The organism is Mycobacterium conspicuum, assembly GCF_010730195.1.
Lineage (GTDB): Bacteria > Actinomycetota > Actinomycetes > Mycobacteriales > Mycobacteriaceae > Mycobacterium > Mycobacterium conspicuum.
In genome coordinates this window covers 3254526-3274934 of the sequence record NZ_AP022613.1, presented here as the reverse complement: position 1 = coordinate 3274934, position 20409 = coordinate 3254526, and the positions used below count along the sequence as shown (strand labels likewise).

Annotated in this window: 6 protein-coding genes and 2 pseudogenes; 4 read left to right on the top strand and 4 right to left on the bottom strand. The window is 68.6% G+C overall.

What is annotated here, in order from left to right:
- The first annotated feature begins 2 nt into the window (after positions 1-2).
- The 4 genes and pseudogenes from G6N66_RS15035 (at position 3) to G6N66_RS15020 (ending at position 16557) form a co-directional block, all read left to right on the top strand.
- Positions 3-12575, top strand: a complete 12573-nt coding sequence (locus tag G6N66_RS15035; protein WP_085232893.1) for a type I polyketide synthase — start codon at positions 3-5, stop codon at positions 12573-12575.
- Positions 12568-13422, top strand: a pseudogene (locus tag G6N66_RS15030) (universal stress protein); the annotation flags it as partial. The gene G6N66_RS15035 and the pseudogene G6N66_RS15030, both read left to right, overlap by 8 nt.
- 3 nt (positions 13423-13425) lie before the next feature.
- Positions 13426-14001 (top strand): annotated as a pseudogene (locus G6N66_RS15025) (acyl carrier protein); the annotation flags it as partial.
- 9 nt (positions 14002-14010) lie between these two features.
- Positions 14011-16557, top strand: coding sequence for a PEP-utilizing enzyme (locus tag G6N66_RS15020; protein WP_085232892.1), 2547 nt, complete (start codon positions 14011-14013; stop codon positions 16555-16557).
- On the opposite strand, the gene G6N66_RS15015 is transcribed toward G6N66_RS15020, so the two are convergent.
- From G6N66_RS15015 to G6N66_RS15000, 4 genes are read right to left on the bottom strand one after another with little or no spacing between them, the layout of a single operon-like run.
- Positions 16554-17735: a cytochrome P450 gene (locus tag G6N66_RS15015; protein WP_372515636.1), complete on the bottom strand. Its 1182-nt coding sequence runs from the start codon at positions 17733-17735 to the stop codon at positions 16554-16556. The two genes, G6N66_RS15020 and G6N66_RS15015, sit on opposite strands and share 4 nt — an antisense overlap.
- Complete coding sequence (locus tag G6N66_RS15010) at positions 17732-18976, bottom strand: cytochrome P450 (RefSeq protein ID WP_085232891.1); 1245 nt, start codon at positions 18974-18976, stop codon at positions 17732-17734. The genes G6N66_RS15015 and G6N66_RS15010 overlap by 4 nt, the downstream gene beginning before the upstream one ends.
- A gap of 30 nt (positions 18977-19006) precedes the next feature.
- Positions 19007-19957, bottom strand: coding sequence for an SDR family NAD(P)-dependent oxidoreductase (locus G6N66_RS15005; protein WP_085232890.1), 951 nt, complete (start codon positions 19955-19957; stop codon positions 19007-19009).
- A 9-nt stretch (positions 19958-19966) separates the two neighbouring features.
- Entirely contained in the window at positions 19967-20389 is a 423-nt protein-coding gene (locus tag G6N66_RS15000) for a hypothetical protein (RefSeq protein ID WP_085232889.1), read from the bottom strand.
- Between the last annotated feature and the right edge of the window lie 20 nt (positions 20390-20409).

The window sequence follows — 20409 nt, the reverse complement described above, 5'->3', positions numbered from 1 at the left end:
TAATGGTTGATCAACTCCAGCATGCGACCGAGGCGCTGCGCAAAGCGCTGGTCCAGGTTGATCGCCTGAAGCGCACCAACCGTGCGTTGCTGGAACGGTCGAATGAGCCGATCGCCATTGTGGGCATGTCGTGCCGCTTCCCCGGCGGGATCGACTCCCCGGAGGGCCTGTGGCAGATGGTCGCCGAAGGCCGGGACGTGATCTCGGAGTTTCCGACCGATCGCGGCTGGGATTTGGCCGTCCTGTTCGACCCCGATCCGGACGTGCGCCACAAGACCTACGCGCGGACCGGCGGCTTCGTCGACGGCGTGGCGGATTTCGATCCGGCCTTCTTCGGAATCGCGCCCAGCGAGGCGCTGGCCATGGATCCCCAGCATCGGATGTTGCTGGAGCTGTCCTGGGAGGCGCTCGAACGCGGCGGGATCGACCCGAGCGGGCTACGGGGGAGCGCGACCGGGGTGTTCGCCGGCCTCATTGTGCAGGGCTACGGCATGTTGGCCGAAGAGATCGAGGGTTATCGGCTGACCGGGACCACCTCGAGTGTGGCCTCCGGTCGGGTGTCCTACGTGCTGGGTCTGGAGGGCCCGGCGGTGTCGGTGGACACGGCGTGTTCGTCGTCGCTGGTGGCCTTGCACATGGCGGTGCAGTCGCTGCGGTCGGGCGAGTGCGACCTGGCGCTGGCCGGCGGCGCCACCGTCAACGCCACCCCCACCGTCTTCGTCGAGTTCAGCCGGCACCGCGGGCTGGCGCCCGACGGGCGCTGCAAGGCCTACGCGGGCGCGGCCGACGGCGTGGGCTGGTCCGAAGGCGGCGGCATGTTGGTGGTGGAGCGGCTCTCGGACGCCCAGCGGTTGGGGCATCCGGTGCTGGCCGTGGTGCGCGGTACGGCGGTCAACCAGGACGGGGCGTCGAACGGGCTGACGGCGCCCAACGGTCCGTCGCAGCAGCGGGTGGTGCGCGCGGCCCTGGCGAACGCGGGGTTATCGCCGGCCGACGTCGACGTGGTCGAGGGCCACGGGACCGGGACCACGCTCGGCGATCCCATCGAGGCTCAGGCGTTGTTGGCCAGCTACGGGCAGGATCGCGCCGAGCCGCTCTGGCTGGGGTCGATCAAATCGAACATGGGTCACACGCAGGCCGCCGCGGGCGTCGCCGGGGTGATCAAGATGGTGCAGGCGATCCGCCACCAGACGGTGCCCGCCACGCTGCACGTCGACGCGCCCAGCCCGCACGTGGATTGGACGGCCGGGGCGGTGCGGCTGGTCACCGAGGCGCGGGCCTGGCCGGCCGACGGTCACGTCCGACGGGCCGGGGTGTCATCGTTCGGCATCAGCGGCACCAACGCGCACGTGATCGTGGAGCAGGCGCCCGCCCTAGACCGCGGTGAACGCGGCGGATCGACCGTGCCGGTGGTGCCCTGGGCATTGTCGGCGAAGTCGGAGGCGGCGCTATGCGCGCAGGCCGCACGGATGGCCGATTATCTGCGGGCGCACGGCGACGTCGACATCGCCGATGTCGGGTGGTCGCTGGCCGGCCGCGCCACCTTCGAGCATCGAGGCGTGGTCGTCGGCGCCGATCGGGATCGGCTGCTCGCCGGACTGGACGAACTGGCCGTTGCTGACGGCACCGCCGCCTCGGCGATTCGTGGCACCGCCGCGCCCGCGGGCAAGCACCTGTTCGTGTTCCCCGGCCAGGGCTCCCAGTGGCTAGGCATGGCCATCGAATTGCTGGACACCGCACCGGTATTCGCGCGTCAGATCGAGGCCTGCGCGGAAGCCTTCGCGGATTTCGTCGACTGGTCGCTGATCGACGTGCTGCGCGGCACCCCGGGTGCGGCCGACATGGACCGCGTCGACGTGGTGCAGCCGGTGCTGTTCGCGGTCATGGTGTCGCTGGCGGAGCTGTGGAAATCCGTCGGCGTGCGCCCCGATGCGGTGATCGGTCATTCTCAGGGCGAGATCGCGGCCGCGTACGTCGCCGGTGCGCTGTCGCTGCGCGACGCCGCCAAGGTGGTCACGCTGCGCAGCAAGTTGCTGCGGTCGCTGGCCGGCCCGGGCGGCATGGTGTCCATCGCGTGCGGCGTCGACCGGGTGCGAGAACTGTTGGCGGCCTACGGGAATCGACTCGGAATCGCCGCCGTCAACGGCCCGTCGGCCGTGGTGGTGTCGGGCGAGGTCGCGGCGCTGGAGGAACTCATCGCGTTCTGCGCCGACCTGGACGTGCGCACCCGCCGGATCGACGTCGACTACGCGTCGCACTCGCCCGAGGTCGAGGCGATACGTAACGAGCTTGTCGAGGCACTGGCCGGCATCGAGCCGCAGCCCACGCGCACCGCGTTCTTCTCCACGGTGACCGGAAACCGTTTGAACACAGCCGGTTTGGACGCCGAATACTGGTATCGCAACGTTCGTCAGACCGTGCAGTTCGACCAGGCCGTGCGCAGCGCGTGCGAGCTCGGGTACCGGACGTTCATCGAATCCAGCCCGCATCCCGCGTTGATCGCCGGGATCGAGGACACGTTCCACGATTGCGCGGCCGGCGGCAACGCCGAACCGATCGTGGTGCCGACACTGGGCCGCGACGACGGCGGGCTGCAGCGGTTCCTGACATCGGTCGCGACCGCGTTCGTCGCGGGTGTGAACGTGGACTGGCGCGGCGTGCTCGAGGGGGCGTCCTTCGTCGAGCTGCCGACGTATGCCTTTGAGCGGCACCGCTTTTGGCTGACCGGCATCAATCTGGGTGTCGACGCCTCCGGTCTGGGGCAGGGCGCGAGCGGGCACGCGTTGCTCGGTGCGGTGGTGGACCTGCCGGCGTCCGGCGGCGTTCTCCTGACGGGCCGACTGTCGACGAGTGCTCAGCCGTGGCTGGCCGACCATGCGGTGTCCGGGTCGGCCGTGTTCCCGGGCGCGGGCTTCGTGGAGTTGGCGATCCGCGCCGGCGACCAGGTCGGCTGCTCGGTGGTCGAGGAGCTGACGCTGCAGACACCGCTGCTCGTGCCGGCCGGCGATTCGGTTGCGCTGCAAGTGGTCGTGGGTCCGGCCCCGGCGGAGGGGGAAGACGGCCGACGCAGCGTTGCGATCTACTCCCGCGCCGACGTGGACGGCGCATGGGTGCGCCACGCCGAGGGCGCGTTGGGATCGGGAACGGTCGAACCCGCATCGGACATGTCGGTGTGGCCGCCGGTGGGGGCGCAAGCCATCGAGGTGGCCGACGGTTACGACCGACTCGCGCAGTTCGGCTACGGATACGGTCCGGCATTTCGCGGACTGACCGCGGTGTGGGCCCGCGGCGAGGAACTGTTCGCCGAGGTGCAGTTGCCCGAACAAGCCGGCGGCGTGGCCGGTTTCGGCGTGCACCCGGCGCTGCTCGATGCCGCGCTACACGCCGCCGTGATAGCGCAGCACGATCCCGAATTGATGTTGCCGTTCTCCTGGCAGGGCGTGTCACTGCACGCCGCCGGCGCGTCGGCGGTGCGGGCGCGGATCGCCCCGACCGGTGATGCGGGTGCCGCGGGTGCTTGGGCGGTCTCGGTCGAGCTCGCCGACGGGTTGGGGTTGCCGGTGTTGTCGGTGCGCGCGATGGTGGCGCGACCGGTCAACGAGCAGCAACTGCGGGCCGCCGTGCTGCCCCGGTCCGGTCCGGACCGGCTGTTCGAGTTGATGTGGTCGCCCGCGTCCGGCCACTCGGCGTCCACCGGCGAGGCGTCCTACGAGATATTTGAATGCGTTGCGGCCGACGGTGATCCGGTGGCGGACAGCCATCGGCGTACCCGCTCGGTGCTGGCCGCCGTCCAGGCGTGGCTGACGGAGCGGGACTCCGGTGTGCTGGTCGTGGCGACCCGGGGGGCGATGGGCCTGGCGGGCGAGGACGTCACGGACCTGGCGGGCGCGGCGGTGTGGGGGCTGGTGCGGTCGGCGCAGACCGAGCATCCCGGCCGGATCATTCTGGTGGATTCCGATGTGCCCCTTGATGATTCGATGGTAGCCTCGGTGCTGGCGACCGGTGAGCCGCAGGCATTGGTGCGGCGCGGAACCGTCCACACCCCTCGGGTGCGCGGCAGCCGCGCCGTCGACGACCTGCTGACACCGCCCGCCGACGTGCCGTGGCGGCTGGGGCTGAGCAGCGCGGGCACCTTCGAAAACCTGCGGCTGGAACCGGTTCCCAACGCGGGAGCGCCACTGCAGCCGGGCTGGGTACGGGTGGCGCTGCGTGCCGTCGCGGCGAACTTCCGCGACATCATGGTCACGCTGGGAATGTTCACCCACGACGCCGTGCTCGGCGGCGAGGGCGCCGGCGTTGTCGTCGAAGTCGGCCCGGGAGTCACCGAATTCGCGGTCGGCGACTCGGTGTACGGGTTCTTCCCCGAGGGCAGCGGCACCCTGGTTCCGGCCGACGTGCGCCTCCTGGTACCGAAGCCCGCCGATTGGTCCTACTCCGAGGCCGCCGCCGTATCAGTCGTTTTCGCCACCGCCTACATGGCGTTCGTGGACTTGGCCGACGCCAAGCCGGGTCAGCGGGTGCTCGTGCACGCCGCCGCGGGCGGCGTGGGGATGGCCGCGGTGCAGCTGGCCAGGCACCTGGGGCTGGAGGTGTTTGGCACCGCCAGCCGCGGCAAGTGGGACACGCTGCGCGCCATGGGTTTCGACGACGATCACATCTCGGATTCGCGGAGCCTGGACTTCGAGGAGAAGTTCCGCACCGTCACCGGCGGCCGGGGCATGGATATCGTCTTGGACTCGCTTGCCGGTGAATTCGTCGACGCTTCACTGCGGTTGGTGGCACCCGGCGGGGTGTTCCTGGAGATGGGCAAGACCGACATCCGCGATCCCGATGTGGTCGCCCGGGACTACCCGGGCGTGCGCTACCGGGCGTTCGACCTCTTCGAGCCGGGTCGTCCCCGGATGCACCAGTGGATGATGCAGCTTGCCGCGCTGTTCGACGCCGGCGTGCTGCATCCGGTGCGGGTCACCACCTTTGACATCCGGCGGGCCCGCGCGGCGCTGCGCTACCTGAGCCAGGCGCGTCATATCGGCAAGGTCGTGATGACGTTCCCGGCCGGGCCCGATGGGCCCGGTGGCGGGTTGGCCTCGGGCACCGTGTTGATCACCGGCGGGACCGGGATGGCCGGTTCGGCGCTGGCCCGGCACCTGGTGGCACACCACGGCGTCCGCAGCCTGGCCCTGTTGAGCCGCCGCGGCTCGGATGCGCCGGGTTCGGCGGAACTGACCGCTGAGCTACGGGATGCCGGGGCCGAGGTCCGGGTCGTCGCGTGCGACGCCGGCGACCGCGCGGAACTCGCCGCGGTGCTCGCCGACATTTCGGCCGACCGGCCGCTGTCGGGTGTGGTGCACGCGGCCGGAGTGCTGGACGACGCGGTGGTGACGTCGTTGACCCCCGAAAGGGTGGACGCGGTGTTGCGGGCCAAGGTCGACGCGGCGTGGAACCTACACGAGTTGACTCGCGAACTGGATCTGTCCGCGTTCGTGCTGTTCTCCTCGATGGCCGCGCTGGTGGGATCGTCCGGCCAGGCCAACTACGGCGCCGCCAACTCGTTCCTCGACGCGCTGGCCGCGCACCGGCGTGCCCACGGCCTGCCGGCCATCTCGCTGGGCTGGGGGCTGTGGGAGCAGGCCAGCGCCATGACCGGCGGACTGGACGCCGCCGACCTGGCCCGCCTGGGCCGCGACGGAATCCTGGCGCTGTCGTCGGACGAGGCGATGGAATTGTTCGACAGCGCACTGATCATCGACGAACCGTATCTCGCGCCCGCCCGCATCGACGTGGCCGCGCTGCGTGCCCACACGGTCGGGGTGCCACCGATGTTCGCCGACCTGCTCAGCGCGCCGACCCGGCGCAGGGTCGACGACTCGCTGGCCGCGGAGAAATCGAAATCTGCTCTGGCGCACCGGCTTTCCGGACTCCCCGAAGCCCAGCAGCATGCGGTGGTGCTGGATCTGGTGCGCTCGCACATCGCGACGGTGCTCGGCTCCATCACCGCCGAGGCGATCGACCCGGACAACGCGTTCCAAGATTTGGGTTTCGATTCGCTCACCGCGATCGAGATGCGCAATCGGCTCAAAACCGCTACCGGACTGGCGCTTTCACCCACGCTGATCTTCGACTATCCGACGCCCAACAGCCTCGCCGGTTACATCCGCGGCGAGCTCGCCGGGGTCGCTCCCGAGGTCCCGCAGGCCCCCGCGGTGCGGGTCACCGGAGACGACCAAATCGCGATCGTCGGGATGTCGTGCCGCTATCCCGGCGGGATCGAGTCACCCGACGAGCTCTGGGAGATGCTGGCCGAAGGCCGCGATGTGTTGTCCGAGTTCCCCGTCGACCGGGGCTGGAATTTGGCCGGCCTGTACAACCCGGACCCCGACGTGGCGGGCACCTGCAACACCCGCTTCGGCGGCTTTGTGGACGGTGTCGCCGACTTCGACCCGGCGTTTTTCGGCATCACACCCAGCGAGGCGCTGGCGATGGATCCGCAGCAGCGGATGTTGCTGGAGCTGTCCTGGGAAGCCTTGGAGCGAGCGGGAATTGAGCCCGGCGCACTGCGGGGCAGCGCCACCGGAGTGTTCGCCGGGGTGTACACCCAGGGTTACGGCATGGGCGCCAACGGAGCATCCGACGCCGTCGAAGGCTTCCGGCTCACCGGCCAGTCGACCAGTGTCGCCTCCGGGCGGGTTTCGTACGCGCTCGGTCTGGAGGGCCCGGCGGTGTCGGTGGACACGGCGTGCTCGTCGTCGTTGGTGGCGTTGCACATGGCCCTGCACTCGCTGCGCTCCGGCGAGTGTGATTTGGCCCTGGCCGGGGGTGTCACCGTCAACTCCACACCGGACATCTTCGTCGAGTTCGCGCGCATGCGTGGGCTGTCGCCCGATGGCCGCTGCAAGGCCTACGCGGGTGCGGCCGACGGCACCGGATTCTCCGAGGGCGGCGGCATTTTGGTGGTGGAGCGGTTGTCGGACGCGCAGCGGCTGGGCCACCCGGTGCTGGCGCTGGTGCGGGGCTCCGCCGTCAATCAGGACGGCGCCTCGAACGGGTTGACCGCGCCCAACGGCCCATCCCAGCAGCGCGTGGTGCGCTCGGCACTGGCCAACGCCGGGCTGTCGGCGGCCGACGTCGACGTGGTCGAAGGTCACGGCACGGGGACGATGCTGGGCGACCCGATCGAGGCGCAGGCCTTGCTGGCCACCTACGGACAAGACCGCACCGAGCCGCTCTGGTTGGGGTCGATCAAGTCGAACCTGGGTCACACGCAGGCCGCCGCCGGTGTCGCCGGCGTGATCAAGATGATCCTGGCGATGCGTCACGAGATGCTGCCCGCCACACTGCACGTCGACCAACCCACCCCGCACGTGGACTGGTCCGCGGGCGCGGTGTCGCTGCTGACCGAGGCCCGACCCTGGCCGCAGACGGGCCACGTGCGCAGGGCCGGGGTGTCCTCGTTCGGGATCAGCGGCACCAACGCACACGTCATCGTGGAGGCGGCGCCCGCGACGCAAGCCGGCGAAGTACCGGATCGCCCGCAGGTGCCGGTGATTCCGTGGGTGCTGTCGGCGAAATCGGCCGCCGCGCTCGATTCGTACGCCGCCCGGCTGGCCGGACACGTGCGGTCCCGCGCCGAGCTCGACCCCATCGACGTGGCGTGGTCGCTCGCGGGCCGCTCGGCCTTCGAGCATCGCGCCGTCGTGCTGGGCGGCGACCGCGGCGAGTTGCTGGCCGGCGTCGACGAGCTGACCGGCGCGATCCGTGGCGCCGTCAAGCCGGGAGGCAAGACCGCCTTCGTGTTCCCCGGCCAGGGCTCCCAGCTGCTGGGCATGGGGATGGGCCTGCACGCCGCGTACCCGGTCTTCGCCGAGGCCTTCGATGCGGCGGTGGCCGAGCTGGACCGCCACCTGCTGCGCCCGCTGCGCGACGTCATGTGGGGCTCCGATGAGGCCAGCGAAATAGCCCTGAACACAACGGAATTCGCCCAGCCCGCGCTTTTCGCGGCGGAAGTCGCGCTGTTCCGGTTGCTGGAATCCTGGGGCGTGCGAGCCGATTTCGTGATGGGCCACTCGGTCGGGGAGCTCTCCGCCGCGCATGTTGCCGGAGTGCTCTCGCTGGAGAACGCCGCGGTGCTGGTCGCCGCCCGCGGCCGGTTCATGCAGGCACTGCCGCCCGGCGGGGCGATGTTCGCGGTGCAGGCGACGGAGGAGGAAGCGCGGGCCGAGCTGAGCCCCGAAGTCAGCATCGCCGCGGTCAACGGTCCGGCCTCGGTGGTGATCTCGGGCGCCGAGGCCGCGGTGACCACCGTGGCCGACCGGCTGCGCGCCGCGGGTCGCCGGGTGCACCGGCTGGCCGTGTCGCACGCCTTCCACTCGCCGTTGATGGACCCGATGATCGACGAATTCGGCACCGTCGCGGCCAGTCTCCCCGTCGGGACCGCCGCCATTCCGATCGTGTCGAATTTGACTGGACAACTCGCGGGGGACGACTTCGCCTCACCGGCCTACTGGAAGCGGCACATCCGCGAGGCCGTGCGATTCGCCGACAGCATCCGGTTCGCCCACGCCGAAGGTGCGACTCGCTTCTTCGAAGTCGGGCCCGGCAGCGGGCTGACCGCTTCGATCGAAGAACTGCTGGCCGCCCAGGAGGGAACCGCTCCCATCCTGACCATGTGCGCGCTGCGCAAGGACCGCCCCGAGCCGTCGACGCTGATCCACGCCGCGGCACAGGGTTTCGTCACCGGCATGGAGGTGAACTGGCGCGCCGCCGTCGGCGCGGGCCGCTTCGTCGAGTTGCCCACCTATGCCTTTGAGCGGCGCCGGTTTTGGCTTTCCGGCGGCGACGGCCCGACGGACGCGGCCGGACTCGGTTTGGGCGCAAGCGATCACGCGTTGTTGGGCGCGGTGGTCGACCTGCCGGCCTCCGGCGAGGTGGTCTTGACGGGCCGGTTGTCGCCGAGCGTGCAGGGGTGGTTGGCCGACCACGCCATCGGCGGCGAAGTGCTCTTCCCCGGCGCCGGGTTCGTCGACTTCGCGATCCGCGCCGGCGACGAGGTGGGTTGCGGTGTCGTCGAGGAGCTGAATCTGGCTGCCCCACTGGTGTTGCCGGTCACCGGCTCGGTCGCCGTTCAGGTTGTCGTCAGTAGCCCCGACGACTCGGGCGCACGCACGGTCTCGGTGTTTTCGCGCGCCGAGGAGGGCTCGGCTTGGCTCCTGCACGCCGAGGGCGTGCTGCGCGGGGGGTCGGTCGACGCGAGCGCGGACCTGTCGACATGGCCACCGGCCGGGGCCGTCCCGGTCGACCCGGCAGAGATCGCCGATGGGTACGAACGGCTGGCCGAACGCGGCTACGGATACGGTCCCGCCTTTCGCGGCCTGACGTCGATGTGGCGCCGCGACAATGAGTTGTTCGCCGAAGTGGCGCTGCCCGGCGGCGCCGGGGTCGCCGGCCTGTCCGCGGCCGGATTCGGTGTTCACCCGGCCATCCTGGATGCGGCGTTGCACACGGTGATCCTTGCCGCACAGGATGACGAGTTCACCGAGGGCGCGGTGCTGGTGCCGTTCTCCTGGCAGCACGTGACGCTGCACGCCGCGGGTGCGACGGCGGTGCGAGCCCGCATCGTGCCGTCGGGCCCGTCCTCGGTATCGATCGAACTGGCCGACGGATTGGGGCTGCCGGTCCTGTCGGTGGCGTCGATGGTGGCGCGGCCGATCAACGCTCAGCAACTGCTGGCCGCGATCTCGAACTCCGGGCCCGACCGGCTTTTCGAGGTTGTCTGGTCGGCGCAGGCACCGCGCGATGTCCAACCGGTGCGGGTATTCGGTTGGGGCACAACGACCGTGGCTGCCGCCCCGGATGGCGCCGAGCCCGCGGCGTACCTGTTCGAATCGTCGCCGGTGGCCGATGACGTCATGGCAGACGTTTACGCGGCCACCCGTGCGGTTCTACCCGTGCTGCAGGCGTGGTTGACCCGCCACTCCGCGGCGACGCTGGTGGTGTCGACCCGCGGCGCCGTGGCGATGGCAGGGGAGGACGTCACCGATTTGGCCGGTGCGGCGGTCTGGGGTTTGGTGCGTGCGGCGCAGACCGAACACCCCGGCCGGATCGTGCTCGTCGATAGCGATGTGCCGCTGGATGATTCGGCGGTCGGCGCGGCGCTGGCGGCGGGCGAGCCGCAGGTCGTGTTGCGCGGCGGCGTCGTCCACACCGCGCGGGTGCACGGCAGCCGTGCCGTCGGCGGTCTACTGGTGCCGCCCAGCGAGGGGCCGTGGCGACTGGGCATGAGCAGTCGGGGCACGTTCGACAACCTCCGCTTGGAACCCATTCCGGACGCCGAGGTCGATGCTCCGTTGGGAGCCGGCCGCGTTCGGGTCGCGTTGTCGGCCATCGCCGCCAACTTCCGCGACGTCATGATCGCGCTGGGCCTGTACCCGGACCCGGACGCGATCATGGGGATCGAGGCTTCCGGCGTTGTGCTCGAAACCGGCCCGGGAGACGCGCGTTTCGCGGTGGGCGATCATGTCATGGGGTTGTTCCCCGAAGGCACCGGAACACTCGCCGTGACCGATCAGCGGCTGCTGGCCAAGGCGCCCGCTGGCTGGTCACACACCAGCGCGGCGTCCACGTCGGTCGTTTTCACCACCGCCTATTACGCCCTGACGGATCTGGCCGCCGCCAAGGCGGGGCAGCACGTGCTCGTGCATGCCGCCGCGGGCGGGGTGGGAATGGCCGCGGCGCAGTTGGCTCGGCACCTGGGTCTGGAGGTGTTCGCCACCGCGAGCCGCGGCAAGTGGGACACCCTGCGGGCGATGGGTTTTGACGACGAGCACATCTCGGATTCGCGAAGTTTGGAGTTCGAGGACAAGTTCCGTGCGGTCACCGGTGGCCGCGGGTTCGATGTGGTGCTGGACTCGCTGGCCGGTGAGTTCGTGGACGCCTCGCTGCGGCTGGTAGCCCCCGGCGGGGTGTTTTTGGAGATGGGCAAGACCGACATCCGCGATCCGGGGGTCATCGCCCGCGAGTATGCCGGGGTGCGTTACCGCGCCTTCGACCTCTTGGAAGCTGGGGCCGACCGCATCGCGCGGATACTCGACGATCTCGTCGAGTTGTTCGAGGGCGCGGTGTTGCGGCCGTTGCCGGTGACGAGGTTTGACGTACGACGCGCGCCCGCGGCGTTGCGGTATTTGAGCCAGGCTCGCCACGTCGGCAAAGTCGTGATGATGCTGCCCGGTGCGTGGCGCGATGGCACGGTGTTGATCACCGGGGGAACCGGGATGGCCGGTTCGGCGCTGGCGCGTCACGTGGTGGCCGGGCATGGGGTGCGCAGCCTGGTGCTGGTGAGCCGGCGGGGGCTGGCGGCGCCGGGCGCGCCGGAGCTGGTGGCCGAGCTGAATGCCGCCGGCGCCGAGGTGAAGGTGGTGGCCTGCGATGCCGCCGACCGCGCAGCGCTGGCGAAGGTGATCGCCGATATCCCCGTGCAACATCCGCTTTCGGCTGTCATCCATGCCGCCGGAGCGATCGACGACGCGGTCGTCACCTCGCTCACCCCGGAACGCATGGATGTGGCGTTGCGGGCCAAGGCGGATGCCGCGTGGAACCTGCACGAGTTGACCCGCGATCTGGATGTGTCGGCGTTCGTGCTGTTTTCGTCGATGGCCGGACTGGTGGGCTCCTCGGGCCAGGGCAACTACGCGGCGGCCAACTCCTTCCTCGACGCGCTTGCCGCACACCGCAGGGCCCATGGCCTGCCGGCGATCTCGCTGGGCTGGGGCTTGTGGGAGCAGGCCAGCGCCATGACCGGGGGACTGGCGACCGTCGATTTCGCCCGCTTCGCCCGCGACGGCATCGAGGCCATGTCGTCGGTCGAAGCGCTGCAACTCTTCGACACCGCCCTCATCGTCGACGAGCCCTTCGTGCTGCCGGCGCACATCGACCTCGCGGCGCTGCGGGCCAAGTTCGATTCGGGCACGTTGCCGCCGATGTTCGTCGATTTGATCAACGCGCCCACCCGGCGACAGGTCGGAGATTCGCTCGCGGCGGAGAAGTCGAAATCGGTTCTGCTGCAACGGCTCGAAGGCCTGCCCGAGGACGAGCAAGATGCGATGCTGTTGGACTTGGTGCGTTCGCACATCGCCACGGTGCTCGGCAACGCCAGCCCCGAGTCGATCGATCCGGACCAGGCGTTCCAGGAGTTGGGCTTCGATTCGCTGACCGCCGTCGAGATGCGTAACCGGCTCAAATCGGCGACCGGCCTGCCGCTGTCACCGACCCTGATCTTCGACTACCCTAACTCCGCCGCGCTGGCCGGACATATCCGCCGTGAGCTTGTCGGCTCGTCCGGGCAAACGGCTGCGGTGGCGGCGCCCGGGGAGGCCGAAATCCAGCGCGTGGTGGCATCGATCCCGGTCAAGCGTCTGCGCCAGGCGGGGGTGCTGGAGCTGCTGTTGGAGTTGGCAAATGAAGCCGACGGGGGTGGCCAGTCCGCTCAACCCAAGGCGGGAGACGCGGCCGGCGAGAAGAGCATCGCCGACATGGACCTCGACGACCTGGTCAACACTGCGTTGCTGAACGACGATGACTAACCACGAACTCGGCGTCGTCGCCGCGGTCGACGGTTCGCCCGCGTCGAATGCGGCGGTGCGTTGGGCGGCCCGCGCCGCGGCCCGCCGAGAGCTGCCCCTGACCATCGTGCACGCCGTGGCGGCCCCCGCCGCGACCTGGCCTTCGGGCCCATATCGGGACTCTTTAGCCGAGAGACTGGAAGCCGAGGGCAAAAACGCCGTCGTGCGCGCGACCAGGGTCGCCGAGGACGCGATGGTGGCGGACGGCACGGTGCCCATAGCCAGGCAGGTGGTGCAGTCCAACCCGGCGCCGGCGCTGATCGACATGTCCGATAAGGCCGAGCTGATCGTGCTGGGCCGCACGGGACGCGGAGGATTGGCGGCGCAGGGCGTGCTCGGCTCGGTCAGCTCGGCCGTCGCGCACCACGCGAATTGCCCGGTCGCGATCATCCCCGATGCAGCCCTCCCGGATCCGAAGCACGCTCCCGTCCTGGTCGGGGTGGACGGCGCGCCGATCTCCGAGCGCGCGATCGCCATCGCGTTCGACGAGGCGGCCCGTCGTGGCGTCAATGTCGTTGCGTTGCAAGCATTGAGCGACGTCGAGCAGCGTGAGGTTGCCGAATCTGACTGGCCCAGGCTCGAAGCGAAGGCGGAGGGTCGTCTCGCCGAAAGCCTGGCGGGTTGGCAAGAACGCTATCCCGACGTGCCGGTGAACCGACTGATCGTTCGCGACCGGCCGGCACGGCAGCTCATCGCGCAGTCAGAGTCCGCGCAGCTCGTCGTCGTCGGTAGCGGAAGGTTGGTGGGCTCGGTCAGCAACGCGGTGTTGCACTGCGTGCGGATCCCCGTCGTCATTGCCCGGCCGTCGTCACCGAAGCTCGTCGACTTGATGTCATCGCAGCGTCAGTCTGTTGACGACGCTCTCGCGGCCGCGAAGGCGAAATCGGCTCTGCTGCAGCGCCTCGATGGCCTTCCGGAGGACGACCAACAGGCGGTGCTGTTGGACCTGGTGCGCGCCAACATCGGTGCCGTGCTGAAACGCATTAGCCCGGAGGCAATCGATCCGGACCAGGCCGTCCAGGAGTTGGTGGGTTTTGATTCGCTGGCCGCCGTTGAGATGGGCAACCTGCTCAAATCGGCGACCGGGCTGGCGCTGCAACCCACCGTGATGTTCGACTACCCCAAGCCCCGAGCACTGGCCGGCCATATCCATAGTGAGCTCCTTGGCATCTCCCCGGCTCCGGTGTCCGGTGATGCCGAAATACAGCGCGTGGTGGGATCGATCCCGGTCAAGCGCCTGCGCCAGGCCGGAGTGCTGGACCTGTTGCTCACGCTGGCGAACGAGTCCCACGAAAACGGTGACAACGGTCAGCCCACCGAGAAGAGCATCGCGGACATGGATCTCGACGACCTGGTCAACACCGTCTTGCGGAACGACGACGAGTAGAGCAATGCAGTGAAAATCGCGGTCACCGGGGCCAGCGGGCCGCTCGGTCGCGGGCTGGCCGCCCGGTTGGCCGGCCAGGGCCACGACGTCGTCGGCCTCGCCCGCCACCGGCCCGAAAGCTGGCCGAGCGCAGTCGATTTCGTTGTCGGCGACATCCGGGACCCGTATACCGTCCGCGGTTGCCTGGCCGCCGTCGACGCCGTCGCCCATTGCGCGTGGGCGAGAAGCTCCGGGCCGGATGGTCGCATCAGCCACGAAGTCAACGTCGGGGGCACCCGCAACGTCCTCGACGCGATGGCCGGAAACGGGCGCGTCGTCTTCCTTTCGTCGGCACACGCGGCGGCTCCGACGGACGCCGACGGCATCCAGCAGGCCTGCGTCGAAGAGATGCTGGCGGCCTCCGGAATCGACTCGGTGGTGATCCGCTCCGCGCTCGTCGTCGGCCGCGGCGTTGACAACTGGGTGCGCCGGCTGTTCGCGCTGCCCGCGTTTCCCGCCGGTTCCGCCGACCGTCCCGTGCAGGTCGTTCATGTCGACGACGTACTCCGGCTGTTGATGCGTGCGCTCTTGGACACCGAAACACCAGACGGCCCAGTCAATCTCGCCGCGGCGGGCACGTCGACGCTTCGTCAGATCGCCGCTGCGGTCAAGCGTCCGCTGCTGCCGGGCCTGACCTCGCGCACCGAGCTGGTGCTCATACTGCGTGCGCCGCTGATGGACACCTCGCGGCTGCGTGACGAATGGGGATTCCGGCCGGCGTGGAACGCGCGGGAGTGCATCGAGGATCTGGCGCTGGGGCTGCGTGGCCGGGTCGCGGTGGGTAGGCGGGTGATTTCGCTGCCGTGGCGCCTCGCCGCCATCGACGACCCGCCAGCCGTCGACACGCCCGCCGAAGATGGGGTGGTTCCCAAATTGGCTGGCCCACAAGGACTCAACGGCGAATTCGACACTCCCATCGACCCGCGCTTCCCGACCTTCCTGGCCACCAACCTTTCCGAGGCGCTACCCGGCCCGTTCTCGCCGTCGTCGGCGTCGGTCACCGTGCGTGGGCTGCGCGCCAGCGGGGTCGGCATCGCCGAACGGCTGCGTCCCGGCGGGATCATCCAGCGTGAGATCTCCATGCGCACCGTCGGAGTATTTGCGCACCGGCTTTACGGGGCGATTACGACGGCACACTATATGGCCGAGACCGCGTCGTTCGTCGAGCCCGCGATGTTCATCAGCACGAGCGGGTTCTTCGGCCCCAGCATGGCTTCCCTGCCGATCTTCGGTGACGAGCTTCCTGGTGCCGAACGCAGCTGGGGCGGAAAGCAACTGCGCGTACTCCGCAACATCGGGGTGTTCGGCCTCAACGTCGTCGGTCTGAGTGCCGGTTCGCCGCGGGACACCCACGACTTTGTCGAGGACGTCGACCGGCTGGAGCGTCTCGCCGGTGATGACTTCACTCGACTTGACGATCGCCGGTTACTCAGCCTGATCTCATTGGCGCGCGACCACGTCGTGCACGGCTGGGTGCTGGCCTCGGGGTCGTTCATGCTGTGCGCCTCGTTCAACATGCTGTTGAGCCTGGCCGGAGGGGACGCGGCGCCGTCGGTCGGGTCGGATCTGGTCAGTGCGAGACCCGTGGAGGCCATGCAGCGACTGGTGCTTGCGGCACAACACAACCCGGATGTGCTGCGCCTGCTGTCCGAACCGGGCGAACGCTTCGGCAAGCTGGCCGTTGACGCTCCGGAGTTTCATGCCGCGGTGCTAAGGGAGCTGGCGCTGATAGGACACCGCGGACCGGCAGAACTCGAGATGCTGTCGACCAGCTACGCCGACGACCCCGAATTGTTGGTTCGCATGGTGGCCAGGGCGATCGGCGCGCCGTCGGCGCCACCCCTGCGACATGCGCGAGTTCCGTTGCCCGTCCGGCCCTTGGTGTCGTTGCTCACGACGCAGATCCGCCACCGGGAAGTGCGTCGCGACAAGGTGGTTCGCGCGAATTGGGTGTTGCGCGGGCTGCTGCGTGAGTTCGGGCGAAGGATGACCGCAGCGGGCGTCTTCGACTCGGCCGACGACGTTTTCTACCTGTTGGTCGACGAACTCGAAGCGCTGCCATCGGAAGTCGCGCAGACGGTGGCCCGCCGCCGGGCCGAGCAGCGCCGCCTGGCCAACATCGCACCACCGGCGGTCTTCAGCGGCAGCTGGGAGCCCGCGACGCCGTCGTGGGCGACGCTGGCCCCCGGGGACACCCTGCGCGGCGTCGGGGTCTGCGGGGGACGTGTCCGGGGACGGGTGCGGATCGTGCGACCGGACACCATCGACGATCTGCAGCCAGGTGAGGTCCTGGTCGCCGAGGTGACCGATGTCGGCTACACCGCCGCCTTCTGCTACGCCGCGGCGGTCGTGACCGAACTCGGCGGGCCGATGTCACACGCCGCCGTCGTGGCCCGTGAATTCGGTTTTCCCTGCGTGGTCGACGTCGTCGGGGCGACTCGGGCGTTGCCGCCGGGAGCGCTCATCGAGGTCGACGGGGCGACGGGCGAAATTCACCTGCTCGAATTGGCGCCCTAACCCGAGTTAAAAATCCGCAGCGGCAACCGCGGCAACGTGCACGTCGGCGACGGCCAGATGATCTCCGGCCGATAGCCCGCGGCAAGCCCGAAATTGGTTACCCGGGACAGCCATTCGGTCACCACGACGTTCATCTCCATCCGGGCCAGGTGCGAACCCACGCAACGATGCGGACCACCACCGAAACCCCAATGCTTGTGCACCTTGCCATCCAGCACCAGGTCGTCACTCGATATCGCGTCGCTGCCGTCCCGGTTGATCGCACCGAGGCAAAGCCGCACCCGAGAGCCCGCCGGCAAGGTGATACCGGCGATGGTGACGGCCTCGGTCGTCACCCGGGGAACGACGGGAGCCGATGACTCCAGCCGCACGATCTCCTCGACGAAAACGGGGATCTCGTCGGGGCTTTGCCGAAGCCGAGCAGCTAGCCCGGGCCGACGAGCCAGCTCCAGCATCGCCGCCCCGATCGCCGAGGTGACCGTGTCCAAGCCCGCCAGCACGAAGAAGAAAGCCATGCCGAGCGCTTCTTCGTCGGTGAGCGCGTCGGGGCCGGCCAGAACGTGGGACAGGACGTCGTCGCCCGGGTTCTGCCGATGCTCGGCGACCGCCTCGGTCAGGTAGGCGAACAATTCGAGCGCCGGTGTCAGATCGGGGTCCTCGCCGGCGGCATTCGGAATGCTCAATTCGATGATGGCATCCTTCCATCTGATCAGCCGCTCACGGTCCTGCAACGGCAGCCCGAACAGGGTCAGAAACACCTGCGACGGATACGGAGTCGCCAGTTCGGTCATCACCTCGCATTCGGCGCGTTGGGCAATCGAGTCGATGATGTCGATCGCCTGGGCCTGAATTGACGGCAGGATTCCGGCCAGCGCGTGCGGACTGAAGAAGGGCTGCAGGATCTTTCGGAATCGCGTGTGCTCGGGAGGGTCAAACGCCGCCGGCACCAGTGGCAGTGGGCTGCCGACGACCTCGAACGCCTTCTTCGAGGAGAACACCTCGGGGTTGCGCAGCGCCGCGAGCACATCTTCTCGGCGAGTGAGTGCGTACCACCCGTCGCTCAACACCACCGGGCCCGCGTCGCGCAGGGCGGCCCAGCCGGCGCCCCGGTCGAAGGACATCGGCAGGTCGTCCAGATCGAGCACTGGAATTGACTGGGCGTCGTGCGGCTCGGTCACGGTCGTTCCTGCAACTCGAGACGAAGGCGCGTCGGCCCGCTCATCCCGAGAAGTGGCCGCCACGGTGGGTTCTCGGCGCAGCGCGGATGCGGCAGGCGACGGGCAAGAATCTTGAGTGCCTCGCTGAGTTCCCGCCTGGCGAGGTTCGCGCCGAGGCAGTAGTGCGCGCCGCCGCCGAAGGTGAGGATAGGCGGCGGGTCGTCGCGGGTTATGTCGAAGCGCGTGGGGTCGTCGTAAATCGACGGATCGCGGTTGGCGGCATAGGTGTTCACGATGATGAAGGTGCCGGCCGGGAACGTGTGGTCGGCGATCGTGACGTCGTCGGTGACACTGCGCAGGGTGCTGCACATCGACGGAGAGTGGCGCATGGTTTCCTCGACGGCTTTCATCCCGAGTTCGGGACGGTCGCGAAGTAGCGCCCACTGGTCCGGATGCTCGCAGAGGACTTGCATCGAGGCTGCCAATTGCGTACGCGTGGTGTCGGTTCCGGCCACCAGGATGCTGAACGCCAGCATCCGGACTTCGGCGGCATCAAGTCGGTCGCCTGGAAAAGTCGGGTCTTCGGCCCGGATGAGTTCGGACAGTAGGTCGTCCGTCAGGGCCCTGCGCCGATCGGCGATCATTCCGTCGATGTATTCGTCGAAGGCGTCCCAGGCTTTCAGGACCTTGGGCTCTTCCTCGGCGAGATTACAGTCGAAACTGACGATCTTGAAAATGTCTTCCGCCCATTTCGAGAACAGCTGCCAGTCTTGCCGAGGCGCACCCAGCAAGGCGCAGATCACCGGGATCGGGTACGGCCGTGCGATCTCCTCGACAAACTCACAAGTTCCTTCCGCGACAACGGCATCGACGAGCTCGTTGATGACGGCGTGGATCGTTTCATCCATGCGAGCGGTTGCTCGCGGGGTAAAGGCCTTCGACACCAGGCCGCGCAACCGGCGGTGTTCGGCGCCTTCCATGCATAGGATGCTGCGGACGACCCGGTCCCACAGTTCCCCGGACGTGACCCCGTGCGCAGTGAGGTGAATTCCCGGGGGAATGCCGAACCGCGGGTCGCCGAGTACGGTTCGAGCAAGTTCGTAGGAGAGCACCTCCGGCCCAACGGGACCCAGTGCGATCGGCGCCAACTCTTGGGCCGCGCGAAACTGCGGGTAGATCTCCTGCGGTGTGTCGGTGACGTCATAGTCGAGCACTGGTAAATCGGCCTCAAAGACACTGGGCTTTGTCGCACCGACTGTCATGATGTCTCCTGGTTGAGCAGCGTCGCTGCGCTAAATCGGTTGGTAGGGCTTCAGAACGGCGCCCAGTTGAACCGCACCCGTGGGTCCGGCGGGCACCTCACCGGGGTCGGGGATCATCGTCGCCGTGCGTTTATCCGTGATCGTCGAGAGGTTGTCCCGCACCTTCTCGACCGTCAGATCGGCGTCGGTGTATCCGGCGGTCTGGCCGAAGACGCGTAGGCCGACGTTGCCGGCGGCCGCTTCGAGGTTGGCGCCAGACAGTGCGCAGCTCTCATGAGCGAGGTATGCCACAACGGGCGACACCAGGCTGGTCGGGAAGTGCTCTTCCATCAGCGAGGTGAAGGGCGAAGCCTCGTTGAAGTGGTGGATGGCGGTGGTGTTGGCGGCCGGTCCCAACGCGTTGACCTTGATACCGAGTGTCGCGCCTTCGACGGCCAGTCCGCGCGTCAATCCGAAGATTCCGCTCTTGGCCGCACCGTAAATGGACAGATGCTCGATCCCGAACATCGCGCCCGATGTGGTGTTCACAATGCGCCCGTAGGTTGCCTCCCTCAGGTGCGGCCATGCGGCCCGGCACATCCATAACGTCCCCATCAGGTGCACGTCGAGGATTTGCCGGATGTCGGTACTGGAGATCTCATCGAAATGCGCCATGGCGCAGACACCGGCATTATTCACGAGGATGTCGAGCCGTCCCCAGGCGTCCAGCGCCGTCGCCACCACGCTGCGGGCACCTTCTTCGTCGGCAACGCTGTGCTGATCGTGAACCGCCTCGCCGCCCGCGGCCCGGATCTCGTCGACGACCTGCTCCGCGTTCGCCCGCAGGATTCCGCGCCCGTCGGGACCCACGCCAAGGTCATTCACCACCACTTTGGCTCCTCGCTCGGCGAGCAGAGTGACGTGGGAACGGCCCAGGCTCGGGTGCTGGCCGCCCGCCCCGGTGACGATGGCAACCCGGCCGTCAAACCGCAGTTCGCTCATGGCACTCCTTTAAGGCAGGTTGGTCGACAGGAAGGTCAGCGGCAAGCCGAATACGGATAAGTCGATTTCCTCGAGGTAATTGCCTTCGCCCTCAAAGCCTTGCCGGAATCGTGTGGTCGAGCCGTAACGTTGGGCGATATCTTCTGCCGCCGACGCGCCCGGAACCTGCACCACCACCGTGAAGACACCACCATCACCATGACCCGCCAAAAAATCAGTCACTGAAACAGCCACCGTCGCATCAGATCCCGGGTTCGGACTGATCAGCTCGATGCCTCGGTCCCAATCCAGCAGCACGCGGATCCCGAGTTCGTCTAAGTTGATTGCTTCGAAGCTGAACCCCAGCTCGGTGAAGAGCTGTCCCACAGCTTCATGCCGCTCACGCGTCACCGCGAAGACGACGTGATGCAACCGTGACGGTGAATCGTCCATCGGTGACCTCCTTGCAAGAT